Origin of the sequence: Peribacillus sp. NPDC097895, from assembly GCF_050277555.1 — a bacterium.
Classification (GTDB): Bacteria; Bacillota; Bacilli; order Bacillales; family DSM-1321; genus Peribacillus.
Genome location: NZ_JBNNSH010000001.1, coordinates 1,564,877 through 1,591,725, shown reverse-complemented (window position 1 = coordinate 1,591,725; position 26,849 = coordinate 1,564,877). Strand labels below are relative to the sequence as shown.

At 39.3% G+C, this 26,849-nt stretch carries 30 protein-coding genes; 9 read left to right on the top strand and 21 right to left on the bottom strand.

Annotation, left to right across the window (positions count from 1 at the left end; all coding sequences use genetic code 11):
- Positions 1–49: 49 nt before the first annotated feature.
- Positions 50–700 (bottom strand): MOSC domain-containing protein, encoded by a 651-nt coding sequence (locus ACQKMH_RS07705; protein WP_427586820.1) that lies wholly within the window; start codon positions 698–700, stop codon positions 50–52.
- A gap of 493 nt (positions 701–1,193) precedes the next feature.
- A complete protein-coding gene (locus ACQKMH_RS07700; protein WP_427586819.1) occupies positions 1,194–2,036 on the bottom strand; it encodes a Ku protein in 843 nt (280 codons plus the stop codon).
- 152 nt (positions 2,037–2,188) lie between these two features.
- Here ACQKMH_RS07700 and ACQKMH_RS07695 point away from each other — a divergent pair, with 152 nt between their 5' ends.
- Positions 2,189–4,036, top strand: coding sequence for a DNA ligase D (locus tag ACQKMH_RS07695; protein ID WP_427586818.1), 1,848 nt, complete (start codon positions 2,189–2,191; stop codon positions 4,034–4,036).
- A gap of 282 nt (positions 4,037–4,318) precedes the next feature.
- Here ACQKMH_RS07695 and dapF read toward each other — a convergent pair whose 3' ends face one another.
- From dapF to ACQKMH_RS07670, 5 genes are all read right to left on the bottom strand, one after another.
- Entirely contained in the window at positions 4,319–5,305 is a 987-nt protein-coding gene (gene dapF / locus ACQKMH_RS07690; RefSeq protein ID WP_427586817.1) for a diaminopimelate epimerase, read from the bottom strand.
- Between the two features lie 183 nt (positions 5,306–5,488).
- The gene (locus tag ACQKMH_RS07685) at positions 5,489–6,790 is read right to left on the bottom strand and encodes an NCS2 family permease (RefSeq protein ID WP_427586816.1); all 1,302 of its coding nucleotides are present in this window, start codon (positions 6,788–6,790) and stop codon (positions 5,489–5,491) included.
- Positions 6,791–6,946: 156 nt separating this feature from the next.
- Positions 6,947–7,519 carry a beta-class carbonic anhydrase gene (locus ACQKMH_RS07680; RefSeq protein WP_427586815.1) on the bottom strand — a complete coding sequence of 191 codons (573 nt, stop codon included), beginning with the start codon at positions 7,517–7,519 and terminating at the stop codon, positions 6,947–6,949.
- Between the two features lie 87 nt (positions 7,520–7,606).
- Complete coding sequence (locus tag ACQKMH_RS07675) at positions 7,607–8,401, bottom strand: hypothetical protein (protein ID WP_427586814.1); 795 nt, start codon at positions 8,399–8,401, stop codon at positions 7,607–7,609.
- Between the two features lie 240 nt (positions 8,402–8,641).
- The gene (locus tag ACQKMH_RS07670; RefSeq protein WP_427586813.1) at positions 8,642–8,962 is read right to left on the bottom strand and encodes a DUF4870 domain-containing protein; all 321 of its coding nucleotides are present in this window, start codon (positions 8,960–8,962) and stop codon (positions 8,642–8,644) included.
- 223 nt (positions 8,963–9,185) lie between these two features.
- Here ACQKMH_RS07670 and ACQKMH_RS07665 point away from each other — a divergent pair, with 223 nt between their 5' ends.
- From ACQKMH_RS07665 to ACQKMH_RS07650, 4 genes are all read left to right on the top strand, one after another.
- Positions 9,186–9,965, top strand: coding sequence for an undecaprenyl-diphosphate phosphatase (locus ACQKMH_RS07665; RefSeq protein WP_427587537.1), 780 nt, complete (start codon positions 9,186–9,188; stop codon positions 9,963–9,965).
- Positions 9,966–10,313: 348 nt separating this feature from the next.
- Entirely contained in the window at positions 10,314–10,868 is a 555-nt protein-coding gene (locus ACQKMH_RS07660) for a GNAT family N-acetyltransferase (protein ID WP_427586812.1), read from the top strand.
- A 210-nt stretch (positions 10,869–11,078) separates the two neighbouring features.
- The gene (locus ACQKMH_RS07655) at positions 11,079–11,471 is read left to right on the top strand and encodes a CidA/LrgA family protein (protein WP_427586811.1); all 393 of its coding nucleotides are present in this window, start codon (positions 11,079–11,081) and stop codon (positions 11,469–11,471) included.
- Entirely contained in the window at positions 11,446–12,129 is a 684-nt protein-coding gene (locus ACQKMH_RS07650) for an LrgB family protein (RefSeq protein WP_427586810.1), read from the top strand. The genes ACQKMH_RS07655 and ACQKMH_RS07650 overlap by 26 nt, the downstream gene beginning before the upstream one ends.
- 35 nt (positions 12,130–12,164) lie before the next feature.
- Here ACQKMH_RS07650 and ACQKMH_RS07645 read toward each other — a convergent pair whose 3' ends face one another.
- The gene (locus ACQKMH_RS07645; protein WP_427586809.1) at positions 12,165–12,314 is read right to left on the bottom strand and encodes a DUF2639 domain-containing protein; all 150 of its coding nucleotides are present in this window, start codon (positions 12,312–12,314) and stop codon (positions 12,165–12,167) included.
- Between the two features lie 52 nt (positions 12,315–12,366).
- Complete coding sequence (locus ACQKMH_RS07640; protein ID WP_427586808.1) at positions 12,367–13,455, bottom strand: undecaprenyldiphospho-muramoylpentapeptide beta-N-acetylglucosaminyltransferase; 1,089 nt, start codon at positions 13,453–13,455, stop codon at positions 12,367–12,369.
- 192 nt (positions 13,456–13,647) lie between these two features.
- Here ACQKMH_RS07640 and ACQKMH_RS07635 point away from each other — a divergent pair, with 192 nt between their 5' ends.
- Together ACQKMH_RS07635 and ACQKMH_RS07630 are read left to right on the top strand one after the other, a co-directional pair.
- On the top strand, positions 13,648–14,760 hold the full coding sequence (locus tag ACQKMH_RS07635; RefSeq protein ID WP_427586807.1) for a mechanosensitive ion channel family protein: 1,113 nt from the start codon (positions 13,648–13,650) through the stop codon (positions 14,758–14,760).
- Between the two features lie 440 nt (positions 14,761–15,200).
- Positions 15,201–16,556: an MATE family efflux transporter gene (locus tag ACQKMH_RS07630; protein WP_427586805.1), complete on the top strand. Its 1,356-nt coding sequence runs from the start codon at positions 15,201–15,203 to the stop codon at positions 16,554–16,556.
- 62 nt (positions 16,557–16,618) lie between these two features.
- Here ACQKMH_RS07630 and ACQKMH_RS07625 read toward each other — a convergent pair whose 3' ends face one another.
- Positions 16,619–17,392, bottom strand: a complete 774-nt coding sequence (locus ACQKMH_RS07625; protein WP_427586803.1) for an SDR family oxidoreductase — start codon at positions 17,390–17,392, stop codon at positions 16,619–16,621.
- A gap of 216 nt (positions 17,393–17,608) precedes the next feature.
- On the opposite strand from ACQKMH_RS07625, the gene ACQKMH_RS07620 reads away from it, so the two are divergent.
- Positions 17,609–18,028: an Hsp20/alpha crystallin family protein gene (locus ACQKMH_RS07620; protein ID WP_427586801.1), complete on the top strand. Its 420-nt coding sequence runs from the start codon at positions 17,609–17,611 to the stop codon at positions 18,026–18,028.
- A gap of 193 nt (positions 18,029–18,221) precedes the next feature.
- On the opposite strand, the gene ACQKMH_RS07615 is transcribed toward ACQKMH_RS07620, so the two are convergent.
- The 6 genes from ACQKMH_RS07615 to ACQKMH_RS07590 all read right to left on the bottom strand — a co-directional run bounded on the left by ACQKMH_RS07615 (position 18,222) and on the right by ACQKMH_RS07590 (position 23,373).
- A complete protein-coding gene (locus ACQKMH_RS07615; RefSeq protein ID WP_427586800.1) occupies positions 18,222–18,959 on the bottom strand; it encodes a CAP domain-containing protein in 738 nt (245 codons plus the stop codon).
- A gap of 470 nt (positions 18,960–19,429) precedes the next feature.
- Positions 19,430–19,867: a FixH family protein gene (locus ACQKMH_RS07610; RefSeq protein WP_427586799.1), complete on the bottom strand. Its 438-nt coding sequence runs from the start codon at positions 19,865–19,867 to the stop codon at positions 19,430–19,432.
- Positions 19,868–19,886: 19 nt separating this feature from the next.
- Positions 19,887–21,302 carry a sensor histidine kinase gene (locus ACQKMH_RS07605; RefSeq protein ID WP_427586798.1) on the bottom strand — a complete coding sequence of 472 codons (1,416 nt, stop codon included), beginning with the start codon at positions 21,300–21,302 and terminating at the stop codon, positions 19,887–19,889.
- Positions 21,299–21,985: a response regulator transcription factor gene (locus ACQKMH_RS07600; protein ID WP_427586797.1), complete on the bottom strand. Its 687-nt coding sequence runs from the start codon at positions 21,983–21,985 to the stop codon at positions 21,299–21,301. The genes ACQKMH_RS07605 and ACQKMH_RS07600 overlap by 4 nt, the downstream gene beginning before the upstream one ends.
- A 6-nt stretch (positions 21,986–21,991) precedes the next feature.
- On the bottom strand, positions 21,992–22,954 hold the full coding sequence (locus ACQKMH_RS07595; RefSeq protein WP_427586796.1) for a WD40 repeat domain-containing protein: 963 nt from the start codon (positions 22,952–22,954) through the stop codon (positions 21,992–21,994).
- Positions 22,955–23,073: 119 nt separating this feature from the next.
- Complete coding sequence (locus ACQKMH_RS07590) at positions 23,074–23,373, bottom strand: hypothetical protein (protein WP_427586795.1); 300 nt, start codon at positions 23,371–23,373, stop codon at positions 23,074–23,076.
- 75 nt (positions 23,374–23,448) lie between these two features.
- Between ACQKMH_RS07590 and ACQKMH_RS07585 the strand changes: the two genes are divergently transcribed.
- Entirely contained in the window at positions 23,449–23,691 is a 243-nt protein-coding gene (locus ACQKMH_RS07585) for a hypothetical protein (RefSeq protein WP_048688669.1), read from the top strand.
- 36 nt (positions 23,692–23,727) lie between these two features.
- Here ACQKMH_RS07585 and ACQKMH_RS07580 read toward each other — a convergent pair whose 3' ends face one another.
- The 5 genes from ACQKMH_RS07580 to ACQKMH_RS07560 all read right to left on the bottom strand — a co-directional run bounded on the left by ACQKMH_RS07580 (position 23,728) and on the right by ACQKMH_RS07560 (position 26,845).
- Positions 23,728–23,895 carry a hypothetical protein gene (locus ACQKMH_RS07580; protein ID WP_427587579.1) on the bottom strand — a complete coding sequence of 56 codons (168 nt, stop codon included), beginning with the start codon at positions 23,893–23,895 and terminating at the stop codon, positions 23,728–23,730.
- A 59-nt stretch (positions 23,896–23,954) separates the two neighbouring features.
- The gene (locus ACQKMH_RS07575; protein WP_427586794.1) at positions 23,955–24,881 is read right to left on the bottom strand and encodes a CobW family GTP-binding protein; all 927 of its coding nucleotides are present in this window, start codon (positions 24,879–24,881) and stop codon (positions 23,955–23,957) included.
- Between the two features lie 123 nt (positions 24,882–25,004).
- On the bottom strand, positions 25,005–25,538 hold the full coding sequence (locus tag ACQKMH_RS07570) for a cupin domain-containing protein (RefSeq protein ID WP_427587536.1): 534 nt from the start codon (positions 25,536–25,538) through the stop codon (positions 25,005–25,007).
- A 21-nt stretch (positions 25,539–25,559) separates the two neighbouring features.
- Positions 25,560–26,189, bottom strand: coding sequence for a methylthioribulose 1-phosphate dehydratase (locus ACQKMH_RS07565; RefSeq protein ID WP_427586793.1), 630 nt, complete (start codon positions 26,187–26,189; stop codon positions 25,560–25,562).
- Positions 26,186–26,845 carry a 2-hydroxy-3-keto-5-methylthiopentenyl-1-phosphate phosphatase gene (locus tag ACQKMH_RS07560; RefSeq protein ID WP_427586792.1) on the bottom strand — a complete coding sequence of 220 codons (660 nt, stop codon included), beginning with the start codon at positions 26,843–26,845 and terminating at the stop codon, positions 26,186–26,188. Before ACQKMH_RS07560 ends, ACQKMH_RS07565 begins: the two co-directional genes overlap by 4 nt.
- Between the last annotated feature and the right edge of the window lie 4 nt (positions 26,846–26,849).

Sequence of the window (26,849 nt, the reverse complement as noted above, 5' to 3'; positions counted from 1 at the left end):
CAATTTCAATACCTTAATCATCATTTTTTTTACTTTTTCCAAAAATCATTCAATCCTTTGCAGCTTGAACCCTCTTTTCTACCCTCTGTTTCCAGTCTTCCGCAAGCGAATCTAGAGTAAGCAACGTGTAAGCCCCATCCAGCCCATCCCGATTATGAAGGATCACCTCTGTAGCATAATGAACGGAGATTTTTTCTTGCAAACGATCTAATAGCACGATTTCATTTTGTTTCTTTATCGTTCCTTCTTGAATGACTTTTGCAAAGTAACCAGTGTAACCAGTTTTAAAGACGAATTCCAAAAACTTAGGTTCCTGGTTAAAGTGGGAAATCGTCGAGCAAGGAATCCTCCCTTGATTAATTTGAACAATTACTTCACCTATTTGATATATATCACCGATAAATGTTGTCTCTTCCTTCATCCCCGCTACAGTTAAATTTTCACCGAATGCAGGGATATCCAGCCTTTTAGCGAATTTTTCATTCCATAATGAATAATGTTCAACGGGGTAAAAACACAAAGCCCGATCAGTGCCTCCATGGAACTTTACATTACCAACCCCATCGCCAATTATGCCTAATTTAGTCACTGTCACTTTATCCTGTGCTTGTTTATCCATGGCTGAAAAGATATCAACATTCGAAAATTTTTCCTGTTTTGGCTTTCCTGCATGAAGTGATACGATTTTACCATTTTCCATTTTGCCTCTTCCAATCCTATTGAATTTATATCATCCCAATATGAATAAATTATACTAAAAATCCATTTTATTCTATAGTGATTTGAAAGAATCTACCAGATCAGAAAATGCAAAAGCCCCCCTTCAACCATTAAATTGGCCTAATATCATTGATTACCAGAAAAAAACATAGGTTAGTTATTGTAATTTTGTTGCTATTTCAGAATTAAATATGATAGAATATGAACACAATATATAGTCGAAAACTACAACTGTTCGCCTATATGTTGATTTTCACGATTGAATTCCTCATTGTCGCTCTTTAGGGAGCGAATTTTTTTTGCCTTCTTTCTCAACCACCAATTTCTTCTCTTTATTTCGTTCATTATCCGCATCCTATACCGCTTTTCTATTTGTACATGCTTTACATATGTATTTTCAGCAATCCATTCTTTCATACATGCCCATTCCCGACAAGAAGCCGAGCGATTCAAGCTTCCGCTCAGCTTCTTGTTTAGGCTTGTTTCTTTTTCTTCGGTGCCGCTTTCCTCCGTGCCGTCTTTTTCTTTACCGGTTCTTCATGTTTCGTTCGATCAATGGATGCCTGTAAAGCCTCCATTAAATCGGTTACATTGCTGGAAACAGGTTCTTTTGTTTTGGTTGTGATTGTCTTCTGTCCCGTTTTCTTTGATTCAATCAATTCAAGTAACGCTGTTCGATAATCATCGGTGTATTTTGTCGGATCGAAAGTAGACGTTAATTGATCTATCAATAAAACGGCCGTCTCGATTTCTTTTTCAACTATGGAATCAGTGGCAGGGATATTCGGAACATCCGCTGTGGAGCGGACTTCATCCGGATAATGAATCGTTTCCATCACTAAAGTATTATCAACAACTCGAATGACCGCCATTTGTTCCTTTGAGCGGATGATGATTTTCGCTAATCCCACCTTCTTTGATTCCTTGAGGGCCTGTCGCAAAAGGGAGTAAGCTTTTATCCCTCCATCATTCGGGGACATGTAATAGCTTCGGTTAAAATAAATGGGATCTATTTCTTCTATTTTTACGAAATCCACGATTTCCACGGCTTTTTCTTCATTTTGTTTTTTTAACTGTTCCATTTCACTGTCTTCCAATACAACAAACTTTCCCTTTGTGTATTCATAAGCGCGGACTATATCGTCCTTCCCCACTTCTTTTTGACAGACCGGACATACTTTTTCGTATTTAATCGGTGAATTACACTCCTTATGCAACGTCCTTAAAGAAATATCCTTATCTTCCGTTGCAGCATGAAGTTTAATCGGAATGTTCACCAAACCGAATGATATGCTTCCCTTCCACATCGTATGCATATTCGTCACCTCATAACTTATTTTTAAATGAAGGAACAATTGTTATTATTCCCCCTTATTAAAAAAAAACCGAAAAAACATTTGGCAACTCTAACACTTCGTTTTTTTGGCAAAATAATGTTAATCACTTTTTTCGGAGGTATTTACCCAAAATGAAACCGATGCTGCCAACCTATTACACCGAAGCCCCTAATTCCAAGGATTGGCGTTATGAAGTCAAATATGACGGTTTTAGGGCCATTTTAACGATTGACTTTGATACGATTAGCATCTCAAGTCGAAACGAAAAGGAATTGTCTCCCCTCTTCCCGGAAATCATTGATTTCATTAAACGCCTGGACATAGAAGATTATCTCCCGCTGCAGTTCGATGGAGAATTGGTCTGGCTAACCAATCAAGCAAAAGCAGACTTCTTTCAAATACAGTGGCGTGGTCGCCTTCGGAAACAATCATTGATTTCCGAAAAAGCTCATTTTTCCCCATGCCGTTTTATAGCGTTTGACCTGCTACGTATCAAAGGAATGGACATAACGACTAAATCCATGGAAGAACGAAGGGGATTCATGTTGAATCTGGGTAAAAAACTTGGGTTTCCTATGCCTCCTGACCCCACCTCTGAAGCTTTGATCCAATTAATTGAAAGTTTCGACGTTTTGGATAAGGCATTAAATGCAGTCACCTTATTAGATGGTGAGGGGGTTGTAGCCAAGGAAATCCGGGGTACTTGGCAAGAAGGAAAGCGTTCCACTTCCTGGATCAAGGTGAAAAATTGGAAGACTGTCTCCTGTTTCATCACAGCATTGCATAAAGAAAATGGTTACGTTTCCCTCGCAGTGTTCAAGGAAGGTGTGGTAACGAAAATCGGAAGCGTCAAAAATGGAATGAGTGCAAAAGATAAAAAGATCTTGTATGAACTGATCAAGCAAAATGCTACAGATGAAGACGCAAAATTTTTTTATATCCATCCATCCATTTGCATCGAGGTACAATTTTTACACGTATATGAGGAAAATGAATTGCGTGAACCTCAGTTTTCAAATTGGCTATTACACATGTCTCCCACTGAATGTACTTGGGAAAAATTCGTGATAAACCAATACACATTTCCCGATACTGTACAAATAACCTCACCGGATAAACCACTATGGATAACTGACGATAAACAGGTGATAAAAGTTGAATACTTACATTATTTGAGGGAGGTTTCCGCTTTCTTCTTACCGTTTTTAAAAGATAAACTGTTGACGACGATCCGCTATCCTCATGGCACCATGGGTCAAGAAAAATTTTTCCAGAAAAACAAGCCTGATTATGCCCCCGGATTTATTAAAACATTCATGGATGAAGATATAGAATTTGTGCTGTGTAACGACATTGAAACGCTTCTTTGGTTTGGTAACCAACTGGCATTGGAATTCCATGCCCCATTTCAGAAAGCCGGAAAAACAAGACCCGATGAAATCGTCCTGGACTTAGATCCACCATCGATCGAATTTTTTTCCTTGGCGATAAAAGCCGCACAAGAAATAAAAAAGGTGATGGACTCCTTAAGGATAATAGCTTATGTGAAAACCTCAGGTAACAAAGGCCTGCAAATTCACATCCCTTTACCTGAAGACAGATTTACTTATCAGGAAACACGGATATTCACCGATTTTCTAGGTCATTACTTAACAAGTTCCTATCCCGATGATTTTACAGTGGAAAGATTGAAAATTAAACGGCATAATCGGCTTTACTTGGACTTTGTACAGCATAGTGAAGGAAAAACCATCATTGTGCCTTATTCCCCACGCGGAAATTCTTTCGCTGGAGTTGCTACACCATTATTTTGGGAGGAAGTGGAAGAAACCCTCCACCTTAAAGACTTTACGGTTGATACCGTACCAAATAGAATCAAAAGGGACGGATGTCCATTCTTAGATTACCGACATTTCGATAACGGACCTGCCTTTCTTGATGTATTGTCTTTTCTAAAACAAAAAAAGACCAACTCATGAAGTTTACCCAAAAAGTTTGACACTTCATTTAATTAAGCAGGCCTTAGGGTATGAACCCGGAAATCTACCGGGCATATGCCCTTTAAGATTGGCACGTTTACGTTTGATTTTTAGACTTTACTCGTAAGTTTGGCACTTTTACTCGTGAATTTCGCAATCTAGTAATTTTCGACTTGGCCTTGCACAATCTCTAATCTTTTAACCAAATTTAAAAAAGGGGTTCGGAATTAAAACATTCCGGACCCCTTTTTAACTAAGACTAACACCTAGTTGGTACTTTCCTTATAATGTAGTTTTCAAATAACTTTGAACTTCATCCTGCAACTTAGCATATAAGCTTGTTTCCGCTTCAAAGTCCTGTTTTTCCAGGATTTCAAATTTTTCCGGTTGGGCTAAGTCTAGGTCGATCGATACCTTGAATTCATAGGTTGCATTCCCGATTAAATCTATTGAATACTTTTGACCTTCGTCATCATAATGCACGACGCATTTAACCTTTCCGCCGTTATTGTAGACGGATATTTCACTTTCCAATGCGTTTAATCCAACAGAACATGTTACTAGGCTGGAAGCCGACATCGCCGTACCACATGCATTCGTGAAGCCGACTCCCCGTTCAAATGTCCGCACATAAATGCTACCGGGTTCCAACTCTTTCACAAAACTAACATTGACACCATCAGGGAAGAGCTCATTCGGTTGATTGACCTTCGTTGAAAGGGCTGCCTGCAAATCACTTTGTAAGACTTCACTATCGACGAGCGTAATTAGATGCGGATTGGGAACCGCCAATGCCGAAAATAATAGGGTATCATGAAGTTCCGGCAATGTTTCGTTTTGCAACTGTTCTTTTTCAATGATAAGTGGCAGATCCTTCACATTGAAACTAACTGGAGAAATTTCCACCTTGAAAGTCGGAATTCCATTAAAGATATCTTCCGTTTTCTCAACGAGTAAATTTGCTTTCATCGTTTCCACGATCATTTTATCAAGCCCTAAAACGTCATTCGCGTAACGTGCAACACAGCGAAGTCCATTCCCACACATCGAAGCTTCCGAGCCATCCGCATTAAATACACGCATCCTGGCATCAGCATGTTCACTTTTCAGCACAAACAAAATACCGTCCGCACCAAGCCTTTCCCTATTACATAGGGCCTTCGCTAAATTTTCCCGCTGTTCTTCAGTAAACGTCAAGGCCGTTGTCAATTCATCAATGATTAAGAAATCATTACCTGAACCATGGCTCTTTAAACCTTCAATAATCATCCTGTCACATCCCCTAATATGCTGCTTTTCAATTATCATTTTTTTAATATTCTATATCATAGCATTTTCAGGATGGATGTGTCATCGAGTAAATTACAATGAATCCATTTTTCCGTTGAAAAAACAAAATAAGAAGAGCGGTTGAAATAAGAACTATCTCATTCCAACCGCTCTTCCAAAATATTAACCGATCATACCAACAATGAAATAGACGATAAACATTCCTGCACTCACATACATCGGGGGTGAGACTTCTCTCGCTCTCCCGGTTACAAGCTTCAAGAACGGGTACAGAATGAAACCGAAGGCCATTCCATCTGCAATACTGTACGTAAATGGAATGATCGTGATGATCATGATTGCAGGTATACTCTCGGTTAAATCACTGAAATCTAACTTTTTAATGTTTCCGAGCATCAAAATCCCAATTATAATCAAAATGGGAGCAATGGCGCTATCAGGGATTACTTTAATCACCGGGATGAACAGCAGTGATAATATGAATAGCAAACCTGTCACCACTGAGGTCAAACCAGTTCTGCCTCCTGATGCTATACCAGCTGCCGTTTCTACTGTTGCAACCGTAGGACTTGAACCGAATAGACCTGAAAACAGAACGGAGACACTTGTCGCGGCAAGCGACTTTTTATAGGCATCCTGGCGATTAATACTGTCTACATGCCCATGTACAAGACCAATATTTTCAAAAACAAGAACCATTGTCATCGCAAAGACACTTATCCAAAATTCAATACGGTCCGCTTCCATGAACGATAATGAAAAGAAGAGGTCACCGTAGGAAGCTGTGTCTATGCCTGAAAAGTGGATTTCCGTTAGTTGAACCGTCCCGAACCAATAGGCAATAAGGCTACCTGCCAGAATGGTAATCATGAAGTTACCGGGGACATTTTTGATGAATAGGGTGATAGCCAGTAAAAAGGTCAAAACCGTCGCACACACCGCTGGATCGCTTAAATCTCCCAGCGCGATGATAGATGATGAACCTCCCGTGATGATCCCGCCCTTTTCGAGACCGATTAGCATCAAGAATAAGCCAAGACCAACAGATATGGCATCTTTTATCGAACTTGGAATCGAATCACTGATTAACGTAGAGTATTTTGTAAAGGCAATAACTACAAAAATAATCCCAGAGATAAAAACAGCACCAAGCGCCGATTGCCAAGATAGGCCCATTCCTTGAACCATGGTATAAGCAAAAAGGGCATTTACGCCCATGCCTGGAACGAGGAGGATCGGGACATTTGCCCATACCCCTATCATGATACAGCTTAAAGCGGATAAAAGAATTGTGGCAATCACTGCACCATTAATCGGTATGCCCGCTTCCGATAAAATCATGGAATTCACGATGAGAATATAGACTATCGTAAAATAGCCGACCACTCCAGCAAGGATTTCACGTTTTCCATTCGTTCCGTAGTCGGAAAAATGAAAAAACGTTTCCAAGTTTAATTTCTTCATGTTGTATCCTTATTAAATTTGTCCCTCGCCCACCCGTTTGTATTAGTGACAAACTACACTTGGCGATTTTAACAAAAAAAAGGATAAAAATAAATAGAAAAGATCAAAATTCGAAAAAAACTGCCGGAAATAATCCCGACAGCCTCGATGAATTTATTATTTTTGTCCTACTGCATACCCGTCGACTACCAATTCCAACTTCCCTGTATCAGGCGAAATGATTAGACCATGTACAGGAATATTTTTAGGGATCAAAGGGTGTCCTTTAATCACTTCCACACTGTTCTTACAACTTTCATAAACATCATCAAATCCGCGAAGCCAACTGCGGATATCGATTCCTGCAGCTCCCAGTGTATCGATGGTGCTCTTAGGTATATCACGTTCGACCATCTTGTCCACTACAGAATCTGCATCGACCGATGCCATCCCGCAGTCATGGTGAGGTATGACCAATACTTCATCTGCCTTTAGCTCATAAATAGCAACAAGGATACTCCGCATGACACTTCCGAATGGGTGGGAGACGATTGCCCCGGCAGTTTTCAAGATTTTGACATCGCCATTTTTGACATTCAAGGATTTTGGCAATAGTTCAACGAGCCGAGTGTCCATACAGCTTATGATGACCATACGTTTCTCAGGAAACTTATCCGTCCTATACTTAACATATTCACCTTTTTCTACAAACTGTTCATTATAATCCAGAATCTCATTAAGTAAACTCATATTTACCACCTTTTTAAATGTATTTAATCTATGTATCCACTATGATTATATCAAATATTGAAAAGATTTGCTAAAGGGTAACCATAGTCAATTTGAACGATGATTCAGAGTGGCTGCACAGAAACCAAAGACGATGATTTTAGGAATTTCAGCAACATTTGATGAAAAAGAAAGTATAGGTGTATTTGTCTTGAATCGTTTCCCCCACTCCAAAGGCATCCAGCCTTCTTGGTATGAAACGATCTTTTCCCCGTCTTTTGTCGTCATCTCAAAAGAATTTAAACTTCCCTGTGTTTGAATGGGCATCCATTCCGTACCGTCTTCCTTATATATCATTCCACTGATCTTCAGAAGCGATCTATTTTCTTGATACGATCCAATAAGGCAATCTTGATCATCCATGATTGTCATTTTATTGAAAAGACCCCTTTTGATATGGTATTTAGCAAGTACACGACCCCCATGGTCCACCAATTCATATCGTTTGGCCAAAAGCATCGATAAAAAATTGGGAATCATCCACATGAACCACTTCATATTCACATCCCGGATCTCACCCATTAAAGATCCATTAGGCGCATAGAGAAGTAACCGCAATGTGGGTGCTGGCATAAATGTCAATAAAACATATTCAGTTTTTAATAACCCGGCGTTCGTTTCGATGGGTCCAATAGGCAATTCCTTGACTCTATTTTCATAAATTCGATGACTGACATATTGGGCCATACTAAAAAAAATAAAGGGAACCGTTATCAATAATATATTTCCTGGGATCAGCGAAAAAATATGACAAATGAAAAAAATTACGGCCATTCCAAGAGAAATCCAGGATGCATGAAAATTTGAACTGCTCGTTTTTTGATAATATTCGCGTATATTCATATCCAGCTCTGCTCCTCACTCCTTACAAGAAAGCTTGCCACCTTAATGGCAACCAATGATTTAGGTGTGCCGCAAGCCGATCCGGCGTCCACTTCCCTTAAAGTGCATTGAAGTACATATCATAATACTTTATTCGCTTTAATGTGATCTATTCCCTTTTTTAATAATAGGGCAATTCCCCCTAATGGTTCATTCCAGATAAAAAGGACTCCGAATGGATCGGAGTCCTTTTTCATCATCCTATAATATCCTAAAAATCAATGGGAAGCGGTAATCCGTTCCTTCATAGGCCTTAACGGCTGCAATGATGGTGAATATGACTAAAGCAACCCCGATGACCGGCAATAGCAAGAATCCAATCAATACAATTGTCAATATCCCTGCAACAATCGAATATACGGTATAGGAAATGAAAAAATTAAGGTATTCCCTTCCATGATAATCCACAAATTGTGACGATTCCTTTTTCAATAACCAAAGGACCAAAGGACCGATAAATGCTGTAAAAAAGCTGATCACATATATAAGGGCAGCAAACACTCTTTCATCTTTAGTAGGCATAATGTTAACTCCTCCTCTCTCCTATAAATATTTACGAATAAGATGAAAAATAGTTTCATTTTCCTTTTATTATATTCGAAAAACTTTAAATGGGACTATCCTTTCTTCATAAAACATTGAGGTAATTCATATGACGAAAAATCTGAACATATTCATCCGTCTTATGCATACAGATAAAATAATGGATTGTCCTATACCTACTAGATTGGAGTGATTTTTATTGCTGAACGAATTTCAAGCCTTCATCCTTGGAATCATTCAAGGCTTGACTGAGTTTTTACCTATATCAAGTACAGGACATTTATATTTAGGACGGCATATATTCCATCTTGACGAGGCCGGCATTTTTTTGGATACCATGCTGCATATCGGAACCTTGCTGGCATTATTGGCAGTATACAAGAATGACATCCTCTCCATTTTAAAAAAACCTTTCTCCAAAATGACTCTGCTTCTCGTTGCTGGAACGATTCCTGCAGTGATTGCCGGCCTTTTACTCGGTGATTGGTTTGATGGCCTTTCAAAATCCGGCCTGACCATCGGATGGGAATTTTTAGCAACCGGACTGATTTTATGGATAGCGGACGGGGTGAAAAAAGGGGGAAAAACACTGAATGAAATTTCCATTAAAGATGCCCTGATCATCGGAACCTTCCAAGCAGCTGCCATCATGCCAGCTCTTTCGCGTTCCGGCTTGACGATAGCAGCTGGGCTCTTCTGCAAGCTTGATAGGGCCACTGCAGCCTATTTTTCCTTTTTGCTTTCAATTCCAGCCATTTCAGGGGGCATTGCATTTCAAATGAAACCAATATTTACAGGAGAGGTTGAACGGCTTCCAATCACCGCACTTTTCGTCGGTACACTTGCTTCAGCCATATTCGGATATATTGCCGTAGTATGGATGATCGATTTCTTGAAGAAGCGTTCACTGAAAATATTCTCCATATATGTATGGTCACTCGGAGCAATCATTTTATTCATGCAATTCACAGGTGATTTTTAAAAAGCTTCCATTCCCCTTTAAAAACAGGCGAAAAAAGCAGTTTTTCAAGAAAAAAAGCAGGCGTTTGCACTCCAATTTTAACCTTCAAAAAAAAGTTGGAATTTGACGAAAAAAAAAGGCAAAAAACCTATTCCCAAACCGTTTTTTTTTTAGTATTATACCTTCGTAAGGTTCTTTAGATTTATATAATTTCTGACAATAAAAATAGGGAAGGCAAATGGTGCGCCACCGGTTTCCGGTTCTAGTGGGTTCGATTCCCACCCCGAAATTTTTTGATGAACGACTTAAAAAATTTCGAGGGTGGGCAGCGACTACGCATAAAATCTGCCCTCAAACGGAGGGACGGAAATGTTAAAAAAGAGAGATTTCACAGATTGTTTTTCTCTTTATGAACAAATGACGCATCCAGATGTCTTCCCTTTCGTGCGCCATAAAGTAGATTCATATGAAGAATATGTTTTCATTACTAAGCAAACGATCGAGGCTGAAGATGCTGGGGAACTCATTTCACGAACAATCTTGGATGAATGGGAAAATCCGATCGGTTGCATTTCTTTATACGATATTGAAAATGGTGCAGGTTTCTTAGGCACATGGCTTGGCAAGCCTTATCATGGAAAAGGGTATAATGCCATCGCAAAAGACGCTTTTTTTAAAGAGCTTTTTTTCGAGCTCGGTTTGGAAACGGTCTTCATGCGTATTCGCAAAAAAAATATCCGCTCTATAAAAGCCGCAGAAAAACTTCCCTATGCTGTCAATGCCAACGAAACAAGAAAGTCCCTTTATGATCAGATCAATCATGAAGGAGATATCTTCGATTTGTATGAAATCCCTAAAGATTTATACACCTTTCATATCCTTAGGCAGCATGATGATGACGAACAGCAATTACTTGAAGCATAAAAAGATAATACAATGCAGTTGATTACAGATGAATTTTCTTATCTTTTCATATAAAGGCCGGGAGCTTCCAAAATTGGAAAGCTCTTTTTTCCATTTTCATAGATGTTCAGGAAAGATTGTTGCAATTCCCTATTCTTTTTAGAAATATTTTTTTATAATGAATACAATTGACCAATTCAACATTAAAGGCATCATTGAAAGGATCTAATCATGAAAAAAACTTTTGCTTTTATCGTACAACTTATACTGTTGCTCATCATTTGTAAGCTCGGCTATTATTTAGCTGATCTACTTCATTTACCGATTCCAGGCAATGTCATCGGCATGATCCTGTTATTCATTTTATTACAGACAAAGGTTCTAAAAGTCGAGTGGATCGAACTTACTTCAGGATTCTTAGTGAAGCACCTGGCCTTTTTCTTCATTCCCATTTCGATCAGTTTAATGACCATGGGATGGCTTTTCATTGAATTTGGTTTGCCGTTGGCACTTACTTTGGGAGTCAGCTTGATTTTTGGATTCATCGTTTCAGCTTGGACTGTTCAGAAGTTATCCCATAGAGGAGAGGTTAATCAGCATGACAGAGCTCATCACAATCTATAGCATCTTGATAACCATCCTAGCCTATTTCATTGGCAGAAAAATTTATGCTAAACATCCATCACCTTTTACGACGCCTGTATTTTTCAGTACGGTTTCGATTATTCTCGTATTACTGATCAGCGGTTTGGACTTCGATGATTATTCACCAGGAAAAGACATCATCACCTATTTCTTGGGCCCTGCTACCGTTGCGTTGGCTGTACCGCTTTATAAAAACAGAAAGATAATTGTCAAATATGCAATACCGGCGATTAGCGGCATGATTTTTGGTCTTATGGTCACATTGATCATTGCCTTCACCATTGCAAAAGCCCTTTCACTTCCGCAGTTCATACTTCAAGGGCTGGCGGTTAAGTCCATTACAGTGCCAATCGCGGTAGAAATTACGGAACTTTATGGTGGTAACGCTAATATTTCAGCAGCCTTCGTTATTTTGACCGGGGTGCTGGGTACGATGATTGCACCAAAAATGATGGATAAATTAAACATTACCATGCCCTTCGCCCGTGGGATCGCTTATGGTACAATCGCCCATGGCCTCGGAACAGCCCAAGCGGCCCAGGAAAGTGAGTTTACTGGAGCAGTTGCAGGTGCGGCAATGGCTATCGCAGGTATCCTCATTTCCTGTTTCTTTCCTTTAATAAATCATTTCCTATAAAAAGAACCGCAACGTCGATGACGTTGCGGTTCTTTTTATGGTTTATCTTTTTGCAGGTCGCTGTATAAACGCCTTAGAATATGGGTTTTATACAGCTCCAGCTTTTTTTTCTCAATGGGATGATAGCTAATCCCTTCGGCTTTTAATTGCTGAATGAACCATCCTTTTGAATATTCATATGCCATGTTACCCCCTCCTCTGTTCGAAAAAGATATGCTTTAAAGAGGGGATTGATACTTATTTTTTTGCAGTCATGATTTCAAGTAATAAATCATACATTTCAGTTGCCGTTTTGAATGGGCGTTTTTGACGCATTTTCTCCTGATATTCATCAGATTGATTCACTAAGTCTGCTAATGTAGCATTAAATATCTGATCATTTAGTTCTTCTTCTTGAATGACTTTACAAAAGCCCTGTTTTTCAAAGCTGGAAGCATTCAATATTTGATCGCCACGGGATGCATTGGCACTTAGAGGGATAAGCAACATCGGCTTTTGCAAACCAAGGAATTCAAAGATTGAATTTGAACCAGCCCTAGACACAACGACATCAGCTGCCGCCAAAAGATCAAATAATTCTTCATGAACGAATTCAAATGGAGCATATCCCCTTTGTTTCAATTCAGTCTTCACATTTCCCTTGCCACAAATATGAATGATCTGATAATCCTTTAATAGGGCATCTAGGTTATCCGTGATCAAGTTATTGATTTTTACGGCACCAAGGCTGCCGCCCATAACGAGTAACACCGGTTTATTATTCGTGAATCCACAAAATGCCTTACCAGCAGAAGGTTTCCCCTTAAAAATCCCATCGCGCAAAACAGCTCCAAGATACATGGCTTTCTCCTTCGGAAGGCCTTTTTCCGTTTCCTGGAAGGTAGTGAAAATCTTTGATGCAAGCGGCATGGCAATTTTATTGGCCAGGCCAGGCGTATAATCCGATTCATGAATCGCGATTGGAATTCTCAGCATCCTGCCTGCCAAAACGACGGGAACGGAAACGAATCCACCTTTTGAGAAAATGAAATCCGGCTTGGTCTTTTTTAAAATTTTTCGTGCATCAAAAATTCCTTTTATTACTCGGAAAGGATCTTTCATATTTTCAACAGACAAATAACGTCGGAATTTCCCAACTGATATTGTTTCATAACGGACCTCGGGAAATTCCTTTTCGATAATATTTTTTTCAATGCCTTTTTTTGAACCAATATAAGTAACATCCCAATCATGCTTTAAAAACTCTGGGATGATTGCTGCATTAACTGATACATGACCGGCAGAACCGCCTCCGGTAAACACTATTTTCTTAGTCAATATTTCCACCTTCCAAACTTAAAAAATCACTTTGCATCCATATTACCATATATTCTTGCCATTAATAACTTGAAAAAGGATTAAGTGAGCCGTAAAACCCTTTTCTGAATGTAATCATCGATTATTTTTCCTTTTTCAGCATGAATATATTATAATCTTAGTATTCTACAATACTACAAGATACATTGGAGGAGTAATACATTGCAAGAAGTTTCTGAATCTCTCCATCAATTTGATGGAATTGAAGCCTGGACCAAATTAGGAATATCAATAGGTATTTTTCTAATCTTCCTTTTGCTTCGGAAAGTATTTACTACATATATATTCAAATTCTTTCTTCGAATCGCAGAAAAACATAAAGTTGAATTTGCCGCCAACTTAATGCTCGCTATAGAACAGCCGGTAAGATTGCTCATCGTTTTGATTGGTGTAATTATTTCAATGCACTATTTTCCGATTGACACACCATCGCTCGAACTAAGATCGAAAATATACAGATCATTTTTTGTTTTCTTATTCTTTTGGACGATTTTCAATATCAGTTCGATCTTAACCATTTTATTCCCAAAATTAGTGAGTAAATTTGGCCTTGAAGTCGATGAAATTGTCATGCCGTTCTTTACGAAAATCATCAAATTGATCATCATTGCTTTTGGTGCCTCCATCATTGCGGAAGAATGGGGATTCAATGTTGATGGATTTGTTGCTGGGCTTGGTTTGGGTGGCTTGGCTTTCGCTCTTGCCGCTAAAGACACCGTCAGCAATTTCTTTGGAGGAATCGTCATCGTTACCGAAAAACCGTTTACCATAGGAGATTGGATCAAAACGCCAAGTGTAGAGGGAACCATCGAAGACATCACCTTCCGAAGCACCAAAGTCAGGACTTTTGCCCAAGCGCTGGTTACCGTACCAAATGCTACCCTTTCGAATGAACCGATTATCAACTGGTCAAAAATGGGAAAAAGACAGATTGCTTTCCATTTGGGTGTGAGTGTTACAACACCAAAAGATAAGTTGGAAAATGTCATTAAAGACATTGAATACATGTTGATTGATCACACAGATGTACACCCGGAAACCATTCTGGTTAAATTTGATGAATTTAGTCATTCCGGTTTCAATCTCTACCTTTATTTCTTCACGAAAGCGACTGACTTTGGAGGATATTTATCAATCAAAGAAGATGTGAACTTTAAAATTATGGAGATATTGGAACAGGAAGATGTACAAATTGCCATCCCTGCTCAAGCCTTCATTCTTCAGAAAGACTCAAATATGGAAGCCATGAATGATTTTGAATCCATGCGCGACTGACAAAAAGGTTTCGGAATGTCTCATTCCGAAACCTTTTTGTCTTTTTTGCGACACACATATATAGTTTTTACTTCTTCCATTTATTCTTGCCAAATTTGGCATATCACCACTTTCTGGACAATGTAAAAAATGAACAAGTCGCACAAATTGTTTTGGATGTTTTGTACTCACGAAATGTCAAAACAAAGTTGATTGGAACGGGTGTACGAGACTCCTGCTGGAATACGCGTCCAAGGGATACCCCGCAGGCTCAGAGGCGCCGAGGGAAAACGAGTGCCTTACGTTCCAATCAACGTTCGAATTCAAGACAGTCTAGGACTTTCCTTACAAGGGCAAGTCTTTTTTAGCTTCAACAATAAAATCTTAATACATCACATGCTTATGTGATATAATTCTTTCATTGTGTTGAAAATTACAAATATTGATATTGAGGTACATCTATGAAACAGACTTATACAAAATCACAAAAGATCCGCCTATTATTTTATATATTGATTCCTATCTTAATCACTCAAATCGGTCTATATGCGATGACTTTTTTTGATGTCATGATGTCGGGACAGTACAGTACCCAGGACGTTGCCGGTGTGTCGATTGGCAGTTCTCTTTGGACACCCGTATACACGGGGCTGAGCGGGATATTGATTGCTTTAACACCTGTGGTTTCACAGCTCGTTGGTTCCAGACAGTCTAAATCCGTTTCCTTTTCAGTTATGCAGGCCATTTATTTAGCTATCACTTTAGCCTTGGTCATTTTAATCATTGGAGCGTTTTCTTTGAACCCCATATTGAATGCCATGAATCTAGAAGATAAGGTGCATCGGGTGGCGCATGATTATTTGATTGCCCTTTCCATCGGAATCATTCCTTTATTCGTATATAATGCGTTGAGAGCCTTCATAGATGCACTGGGTCAGACTAGGATTTCCATGATCATTACGTTGTGCGCACTTCCAATTAACGTCCTATTTAATTATCTGTTAATATTCGGGAAGTTTGGATTCCCCGAACTTGGCGGCGTCGGTTCCGGGTATGCTACAGCCATAACTTATTGGGTAATTGCCCTTGTTGCCATAATCGTAGTGGTGAAAATCAATCCATTTTCAACTTATAAGGTTTTCAGTGAATTTTTTCTAGTCTCCTGGAAAGAATGGAGATCCTTATTATTGATTGGGGTGCCTATCGGGCTGGCTATCTTTTTCGAAACAAGCATTTTCTCGGCCGTTACTCTTTTGATGAGTAAGTATGATACCGTGACAATCGCTTCGCATCAGATTGCCATGAATTTTGCGTCACTGCTTTATATGATGCCGTTAAGCATATCAATGGCATTGACGATCGTCATTGGATTTGAAATTGGGGCAGCTCGTTATAAAGATGCCAAAGAGTACAGCTGGATTGGCATTTCCATGGCACTGACGATGTCGCTTGTCTTATCGACTATATTATTTCTATTCCGGGAACCTGTTGCCTCTGCATACACTAAAGATCATGACGTAATGATGCTGACTTCACATTTTTTAATATATGCCATCTTTTTTCAGATTTCAGATGCTCTGCAAGCCCCTATACAGGGGATATTGCGTGGATATAAAGATGTAAATGTCACCTTTGCGATGTCTCTGGTCTCGTATTGGATTCTCGGGCTTCCCATTGGCTTTTTCTTTGCAAAGTATTCGGATTTGGGAGCCTTCGGTTATTGGATCGGCTTAATTTCCGGATTGGCTCTCGGAGCTATAGGATTGGCGGCGCGCTTAAGGTTCATACAGCAAGTAAAATTTAAAAAAATGGCGTAAAAAGAGTGAGGCTGGATAATGGCCTCACTCTTTTTTCATTCAGATGATCACAACCTAAACCACTAGTCCTTATATATTTTCCCGAGAACATCCTTCCCGCCTGTAACCGGTATGATGCTTCCGGTAATGAAATCCGATTTTTCATCACATAGGAATGTGATGACCCTCGCTATATCCTCCCCTGTACCCGGTCTGCCGATTGGAACAGTAGCATCTTTCACCATTTTCGCAACCTTAATCTCGTCCTCTTTCCAATCACCTATGATATCGCCAGGACAGACCATGTTCACGGTGATCCCATAGGTGGCTTCTTCCGCAGCTAATGTTCTTGTTAGGGAGGTCAATCCGCTTTTTGCAGCGGCAAAAGCAGAACGATAGATCCAACCTGGTGCGGTTTCACTCCGTTCAAAGCCTAATGAAATGACCCTTCCCCAACATCGTCTTCGCATTAGCGGAATAAGCTCCTTGGCCATATAGAAAAAACCATTTAAATTACCGTCCATGATGTACTTCCACTCATCACTGCTATACTCTGTCATTGGTTTACGATCATGAATATAAGGCCCAGCGTTATGAATGAAGATATCAACATGGCCAAAGGCATCCAAAATCAACTGAATGATATTTTTGCAATCTTTCTCCCTTGAAGCATCGCCTTGTATCGCAAGTGCCTTTACATGATACTTTTCTTGTAATTCATCCACCAAGTCAAAAGCTGCCTTTTTACTTTTTCGATAAGTAATGATAATGGACATTCCATTATCCGCCAGTGAAAATGCCATTCTTTTGCCGATTCCCGTTGCTCCTCCAGTAATAAAAGCTACTTTTTCATCCACAGGCTTTCCCTCTTTATCTAAAGGATTTTACTTAATTATACATAAGTTGTGCTCAATTTCTATAATTTAGTAATTATAAAAACGAACCTATAGGCTTTCGCCTGCATAAAATATAAGAAATAACCCTGTCAGTCCACATGCAGGAGAAAGGAATTCAACATGTTTCCCTGGAATTCACTTTTTTCTTTTAAGAATAACCCGAACCAAAAGGATTTCATGAAAAATATGCAGCAAAGTGATGTTCAATCATTCATTGAAAAAGTATTTTCACAGGTAATCCCTGACAATATGCAAGGTATGATGAATCAACATGATAGCGGCTCACAAAAATCACATAAGGAAAATGTCAGAACAGAACATCCTTTACATGCTGATGTATTTGAAACCCACTTATATGTCTTTGTAAGAATTCCCATAGAAGATGAATCTTGGCTAAAGAAAATGAAACTTTACCATACCTCTAACCAATCCATCATCGAGGGGATTCCAGAAGAGTCGGATCGGCATGTCATCACACTCCCCGCAATTGTGAAGAAAAAAGGGGCATCAGCCCAATATAAAGAATCAACATTGGAAATACGTCTTCAGAAAAGTTTCAATACCCAGTATTCAGAAATCGATGTATCCGAGATTTAAGTTGCTTCATCGGGACCACACTAATCATAAGGTGTGGTTCCTGCTATTTTTTGGTGCTTAACTATTTTAAATTTTGGTGCATACTATAAACAGCATCCATAACAATTGATTTTATTCCATTAAATGAAATCAATTATTCCCGCAAAAAAAAAGCACACCCCATGTTTTTGGGGTGCACTTTTCTATTAATCTATTATTTTCCGATGAATTGTTGAGTCCAGTAGTTACCAGATTCTACGTAACCTACTCCAATATGAGTAAAGCTAGAATTCATGATGTTTTCACGGTGTCCTTGGCTATTCATCCAAGCTTGTACCACTTCTTCAGGTGTTTGTTGACCTTGAGCGATGTTTTCGCCAGCAGTTTTATAGCTGATTCCGAATTGTTTCATCATATCGAAAGGTGAGCCGTAAGTTGGGCTATTGTGATCAAAGTAGTTTTTATCTTTCATGTCTTGAGACTTGATACGTGCAACTTTGCTCAACTCAGTGTCAACTTTTAGAGCAGCCAATCCTTGTTTTTCACGCTCTGCATTCGTTAATTTCACAACTTCTTGTTCAAAAGCACTTAATTCAGAGCTAGTCTCTGGTTTTTTATCAGTGGATTTTTCCGGTGTTACTTCTGGTGCTTGAGGTTTTGCTTGTGTAGCTTCAGGTTTTGCTTGGTTCGTTTTTCCAGCTTCTTGCTGAACTGGTGCTTGAACTGGTTTTTGAACTGGTTTTTGTTGCTGTTGCACCTGTGCAGCAGGTAAAGTGATATTGTATTTAGCTAGATATTGGTCAAGGACTTTTTGCATATCCTCTTTATTAGTATATTTAAAAGTTACTGGTTTAACAGTATCACAGTTGGCTGCTTCAGCTTGGTTAGCTCCTACTCCTGTGAATATAATAGCTGCAGCCGCTGCTGCTGACATAAACATTTTCTTTTTCATTCGTATTTCCTCCTGTGATGTTCGTTTTTTGTTGTGCTTTGCTTCTGGAATTATCATATCATGCATTTTTTGTAATATATGCACCATCAATTTCCATCAAAATTCACAGGATTCTAATGAGAAACTATTATTATTCAATTATCAGAGAATGCAGGCAAGAATGCTTTAGCTATCTATGTTTCTGCCAATAGTATAAATGCTCATATTTTTCCAGACATTCCTTGTCAATGGTAGTTACATAGAACTATTTCCATGGAATACTAATAACTTTTAGTTGACATATCGTCTCCAAGCTAAATAGTATGACTTTCATTACTTTTATGTTACAAATTTTTCGTTTTAAATTCACTTTTTGTCCTACTTTTGTAAGAAAAGGTACATATCTATTTCACACAACCCTATTACAATGAACATTTTTACAAAATAAAAAACAATCCGGATATAAAACCCGAATTGTTTTGGTATCTTAATCATTTCATTTCTTCGTCGTTCATCTCGTCCATTTCCTTTTTATCGTCATTTTGTTCTGGAGGACTTGGTTTACCTATGACGAATTCTTTCTTGGGCATGTTGTGCATATCCCGTGCCGTTACATGCGCATATACATAATAGGTCCCTTCTTCTTCAAACGGTTTTTCCAGTTCATAAATACCGTTCCCTTTATGTTTTGCAGGAATCTTGTCATGATCATCACTATTTGCAAGCCAAATTTCAAAACTGACATCATCTGCATCTGTCACTTCTTCATCGCCATACGTTACTTTCGCCTGGAACTTCACAGGCTCATTCACTTTGCCCTTATTAGGAACGACTGATAAATCGACATTTAACATTTGCGGGATTTCCTCTTCCTTGCCACAACCAGCCAACAAAATTAACGCCATGCAAAATAACATGATTTTTTTCATCTTTACACGTATCCCCTTTTTATGAATTCCATTCTTCTTTTATTGTCGGCAGCACAACCCTGACTTTTGTTCCTCTTTTTACCTTGCTTTCAATTTCTATTTTGCCATTTTGCAATTCCACCAATTTCTTAACGATGGAAAGTCCGAGCCCTGACCCGCCATCAAAACGACTGCGCGCTTTATTCACTCGGTAAAAACGATTCATTACATATGGCAGATCTGCTTCAGGGATCCCGTTACCTGTGTCAGTAACCATTAGCTCACAATCTTCCTTATGCTGAATTAGGGTAATATTGATTGACCCTCCAGAATCGGTATACTGAATGCAATTATCAAAAATGTTATGAAGGATTTGCTCCATCCTCCCTTCATCCCCATAAATAATTGGGTCCGGGTCTAGCTGGAGCTGAAGGCCCAATTGCTTTTCTTTTATGATCGGTTCATATTTAACAAGCACATCTTCGATGAATTGTGCAAAGGCAATCGGGGTTTTATGTAATACGAATGAATCACTATCCAATTTTGATAAGTCCATCAAATCACCTACAAGTCGTTGCAGCCTAAGAGCTTCCCTTGAAATGAGTTGAAGGTATTTGCGTTCCTCTTCATCATTCTTCACGACACCATCCAATATAGCCTGCGTGTAACCCTTTACGTAACTTAGCGGAGTTCTGAGTTCATGTGCAACATTTTCAAGAAACTCTTTTTTCCTTTCTTCTTCCAAATGGATGGAATTGGCCATATCATTGAAGGCTTGTGCCAGTTTACCTATTTCATCATGACTCCTTACTTGAACCTGTATGTCATAATTCCCTTCAGAGACACGATGAGCAGCAGCTTCGATTTCCTTAATCGGACTGATTAGCTTTTTCAACCATTTCGTTGTAAAAAAAATCGCGACAACCAAGAACAAAAGAACCGCTGCAATCCATTTTGCAGCAAATTCCTTAAGTAAGACCGTAATTGAGTCTACTGGAATATATGTATAGATGATGCCTTCGAGGCGGTCTTCGTCAATAAGGGGGATAATGGCCGCTACGATATTCTTTTCAAACCTTTTCTCATAGCCTTCTTTTTCAACCGCTTTTCCTTCTAAAAGCATTTGTCGTTCTTCTTCAGATATTAGGGTGTCATAATTGATTTCAAAAGGAAGGCAGGCACTCAATTCCCTCGGGTTGTTGACGACAAAGACCTCGCTGTCATTCTTGCTGTTAAACCATTCAACCTTTTGTTTGAAGTCATCGCTGATTTCACCACCAGAATAATCCGCGCCAAGCAATGATGCTTCATTGACTAAATCCGTTTTAAGCTTTTCCACATATAGATTTTTATAATAATATTGAGAAAGGGAGTATGCGAACAGAACGGATAGGATGATGGCAGAGATGATGGTCAGCCATAATTTAAAAGAGAGGGATTTCCAATTGGCTCTCATTTCTTCTCCTCGATCTTATAACCAATTCCCCAGACGGTTTGGATGTAATCGGCCGCCCTTAATTTCATCCGCAATGTTTTAATATGGGTATCCACGGTCCGTAAAGATCCTCCATATTCCCCGCTCCAAACATTTTCAAGAAGTTGTTCCCGGCTGAGTGCTTGACTTTTATGACGCATTAGGAATAAAAGCAATTCGAATTCTTTTAAGGTTAAATTGATCGGTTCCCCTTCCACCGAGACCGTTCTAGATTGTAAGTTTAAACTGATTTTACCGAATCGGACATAGTTTTGACTTTCTTCATTCATAGACAGTTTTCCTGTCCTTCGTAATACCGCTTCAACTCTTGCGACCAATTCTCCTGGATTGAACGGCTTGACGATGTAGTCATCCCCACCGAGCTTCAACCCTTTCACTTTATCCCATTCTTCACCTTTCGCACTGACAAAGATCACAGGGATATCCCAATTTTCCTGGATTTTTTCACAAACCGAGAAACCGTCCATACCTGGCATCATGATATCCAATAGAATTAAATCGACTTCCTCTTTTTCAACCATACTTACGGCTTCTTTTCCATTTGCAGCCTGAAGGCATCGATAACCTGAGTTCAGCAAATACATTTCAACTAGATTCCGCATATCTTCTTCATCATCAACGACTAAAATGGTGTAAACATGCATGTCAATCTACTCCCTCAACATGAATTGAAATGGACCTTCGCCGACTTTAATCGTTTTTTTTACATCGACTGTTTCAGTATCCATCACATACACTTCATCACTATCATACCCCGCCACAACCACATCTTCCTTAAAGTTCGCCATTTCAAAAGGATTGACTCCGACCACTTTGCTTTTCACTTCCTCATATTGATCATTTAATTTATATAAGGAGCTTGTACCGTGACTAAGGACAAAAATGCCCTCATCATTCTCAAGGAACTTTATCGGCATGGTGGGAGCCTTCAACTTACTCTTCAACTCTCCTGTACTTGCCGAATAAATATATAGATTTTCTTCCACTTGGTCCCCATCACCATGGCCCCCTATCCATATTTCATCCTTTGTCTCCCTTAATAAAGAGCCGGTGCTAGAACTATGTATCGGAAATTCAAAATCGACCTTTTTCGTTTCAAGATTTATCACTGAACATTTGGTATCACCAAAGTTAATGACATACAAACGATTCTCCTCCACTCCTTGCAGAACGGTCAAGGGGCTTTTACCTACCTTGACGATATCCTGCTCCTCCCCTTCATCATTAAAAAAGTATATGGAGTGATTCGATTGATTGACCGCCACGATGCTTTTTCCATCATGCAACAACTGCATATTGACGATTCCTTTCCCTACTTCCCAACTGTTAATCAGTTTTCCAGCTGATAAAGAATACGCCTGGACTTTCTCCATCTCTTTCCCATAAATCAAGATAGTATCTTTATCTGCCAGTAGCAACGCACCGGTAAATGGTTCTGAAATATCCCATGTGGCAAAAGAATGATAGTTTTCATCTATGAAAGTAAGGGAAGTATCCTTGATATTGACGGTCGCCAAGAAAGATTCACCTTTGTTTATTTTAGTAAAAGTATTACTGCTAGTACATCCAGTAAGCAGTAAGACGGCAAGTAAAAGCGCAATGCTCCACTTCATATTTTTAGCTCCTTATTCATTAAATAACTAGTTTTATAAAATTTTAACAATGAGTTGTGAAAAAAGTATGAAGCGGGTAAGAAAATTTGCCAACAGCGTTCGCAATGTCTGAATGGCGATCATAATCTTTCCAGTTCAGTGACATAGGCCATGGCGATGGCGGTTTTCATCTCGTTAGAAAGTGAAGATTGCATCACACGTTTAATGCTGAGGTAAAACTTCTCCAAGACTGGTTTACGGGCACGGGGATGTGCATTTTCATCCAAAAGCTCACGACGGATGAGTTCAGATAACACTTCCCTTCCGCCTCCATCCGTCACCTTGCGATTATTCCATATACTTAAATAAGCCTCCAACAATTCTTCTTGCATTTCTGTTTCTTTCATTTTATCCCTTCCATCCATTACTAATTTATACATATTATGAATCAACCTTGTAAAGACTATCTTAATAATACGATTACGCTTTTAAAAATTCAAAAGGGAGTGAGTACAATGTCTCAAGTATACCGCTGTCCAAATTGCCGAACAAATAAATCTCGCTTCAATCTCATTCAGCAAGTAGCAACCCCCATTAAAAAGGATCCGCAATCCGGTGAGATCGTTGAACAATATTCGAACGATTCCCTTCAGCCATTCCATCTAGCATATAATGGTCCTGAAGTTCGGGTTCAATGTGCTGCTTGCGGATTAATAGAAGACGAAAAGACATTTGCCGCCTTTGGAATGCAGCAATAAAAATGGTCAGACCCAGTAATGGGTCTGACCACTTTTTCAATCTTTTCCCACAAACTTTTTAGCCCGGTCTATGGCAATTGGAATGGCCTTTCCATCCTCATATCCTTCTTCCAACATTGCATTTGCAATTTCAATAGCCTTTTCCCTGACATCTTTATCTAAATTCTTCATTGAATCCGGGTAATCATTATTATTCCATGGCATGTATACCGCCTCCTTAGAAAGTCTCTTTTATATTTCCCTTCATAAATAGGCGGTAAACGTTATTGAGCCGCTTTCGCTTCCATAGCCTTCAACGTACTGATAATACTCTCCCTCTCCAACTTTTCACCGATTATGACGATATTCAATGGCATTTTTATCATTTCGTTCATATACATCGGCATTCCGTATGAGTATTGGAATAAATGAGGGTATTGGGAATGGGTAAAGGAAATGTATCCTTTCATTCTATAGACCGTTTCCGGAAGAGACCTAAGCCAATCTTCAAAGTCAGTTTGTTCCACAGCTCCTTCAAAAGTATGAACGACTGCAGATAGATGCAAATGGTCGTGGACATTAAGCTTTTGAACTCCCTTTTGTTTTTTTCGTTGCATTTGTTGCAGCGATGCCAAGGAAACGGCTGCATACTCTGTCAATAAACATACAGCATCCGTATTCAGCGCCTGAATCGTATAAATCAGCTGTGCGGCTTCCATCTCACTAACTAAATCCGCTTTATTCAATAATATGAAATCGGCATGGTGAATTTGTTCAGCAAGCAACTGCCGCAGCTGCGGCGAGAGCTCTTCCCGATCGCGCCACCTTAATAAATCGACAACTGTTATTATCCCTTTATATTCTAGCCTTTTAGCGAAAAGCGGCGACATGATACCATCCAGTACTTCAACAGGATGTGCAGCGCCTGTCGTTTCAATATAAACGGCGTCCAAGTCGTTTTCAGTTAACAATTCATGGAGCTGTACCTCCAACTTATCCTGAATGGTACAGCAAATGCACCCGTCAAACAGCTCCTTCAGAGGTACTTCATCCCCTATCAACCCACTGTCCACCGATACACTGCCGAGCTCATTTAAAAGGACGGCCACTTTTCTACCCGCTTCACTTTCCTGTTTTAATATATTTCGTAGAAGCGTCGTTTTCCCGCTGCCGAGAAAACCGCCTAATATGTATACTTCCGTTGTTTTCATTCGTATCTGCTCCTATGATCCTGATAAATTTGATTCCGTTAAATTCTATCATACTTATCCTTCTAAATCATTTGCCGGGACCACATAAAAAAACCAGCTCGTAAGCTGGTTTTCAACAATGACTCATGCTTGAACTTCGTCTTTTTCGTAAATTGGCACCCATCCCGCCGCTGTAACGAAAATCCGAACTGCAACGGTTTTCCTATCCTCGGCCAACGTGAAATAATGTCTTGTTGATTCTGGTACGCTAATTAGATCTCCTGGATTAAGCCGTACATCAAACCACTGTTTATCACTGCCTTCAATGGCAAAGATACTCGTTCCGCCTGCTATGAAACGCACTTCGTCATCCTCATGGTGATGTTCCTGCTTAAAGTTTTCAAGCATTTTATCCAGGTTTGGATTTGCATCGGATAATGTGATGATATCATGCGCTTTATAACCTCTTCTTTCCGAAATTTCCGCTATCTCAGATTGGAATGTTAAAAGGATTTCCTCCTTGTCAGCATCAGTTAGATCATACTTTTCTACAAGATGAGCAGGTAATTTCGAAATATCCCATTTCTCATATATTACACCTTGTGTTTCTAAAAAACTTTTTACCTGTTCACCGTTTTCAATAACCTCGTTTGTTTCATGGAATCTAATTGTCGCCATCATACATTCCTCCTCTATATTTTATCTTACAGAACCTGTAAGTGCCTGTTGTTGATTGAGCAAAAGTTGATATTGAAATAAAAATTCACAAGCTTCAAGTATTCTTTTTGCTTCGAGCCCGCTTTCACCCCAAACCGTTATACCATGATTACGGATGAGCACGGCGCCAGAGTCTTCTTCTACATGTGGCTTGAACTTTTCAGATAACAGCGGAATGTCAGCGTGGTTATATATGATTGGAATGCGCAACTCTGAATCTTCATCCCACTTACCAGTCGCTTTAATGATTTCATGATTCCGAAAAGTCACTTGACCTTCATCCCCGTACAATTCCGACATCACATTATTTTCCACTGTGTGGATATGGAGTACACAGTTCGCATTGGTTTTCCCGTAAATAACGGTATGAAGCAAAGTTTCGGCTGAAGGTCTTAACTCCATTTCTTCAACAGGGTTTCCTTTTAAATCCACCAGTAAAAAGTCCGAATCCGTTTGTTTTCGTTTATCTTTACCGCTTGCCGTAATATAAAAGAAAGGGCTTTTGGGTTCACGGATGGATAAATTCCCGCTTGTTCCCATGAACCAATCCCTTTCGGCCAGTTCTGCTTTAATCTCCGCCAATTCCAGCCATTCTTTACTATGTGTGTTCATGCCCATACCTCCTCCCGCTGCTTTAAAATGTCAATTACATCATAAAACGTTTCAAATCCTTGATGTGGGATTCCTTCTTTATTACATTTCTCAAGCAGAATGTCACGAGCAATGACAAAATCAGCCTTTTTTGCTGCTTCAAAATCAGTCACTGAATCTCCTATGACGAGTTTAAAATCAGACTCGCCGGCAATTTCCCTCATAATTGATGGCTTACAGCAGCCACAATCATTTTTACATTGGTCATCACAAGCATTGGGCCACTCAATATAGATCTTTTCCTTATCGAAGTAGGCATTATTGCAAAAAACGGAATCTTTGGGCAAGATATCATGTAAAAGAGGTTCAATAAAAAAATCCATGCCTCCGCTTACTATATATAAAGGAATGTTAGCCTGTTTCGTATACTCAACGAATTCATAAAACCCTGGCCGAATGCCAGCTGTGTCTGTTACATATTGAATAATGTCATCCTTCAAGTCACTGTCAAGCAAAGAAAACATATCGCCTACCCCAGAGGATATACTGATTTTTTGTTGAAGAACCCCATCTTTCAACTCTTCCCATTCTGGAGGCGCAAATTTTTTCATGATAGAAATGATATTATCTGTGTTGGTGATCGTACCGTCAAAATCACAAAAGATGATCGGTTTCATTATT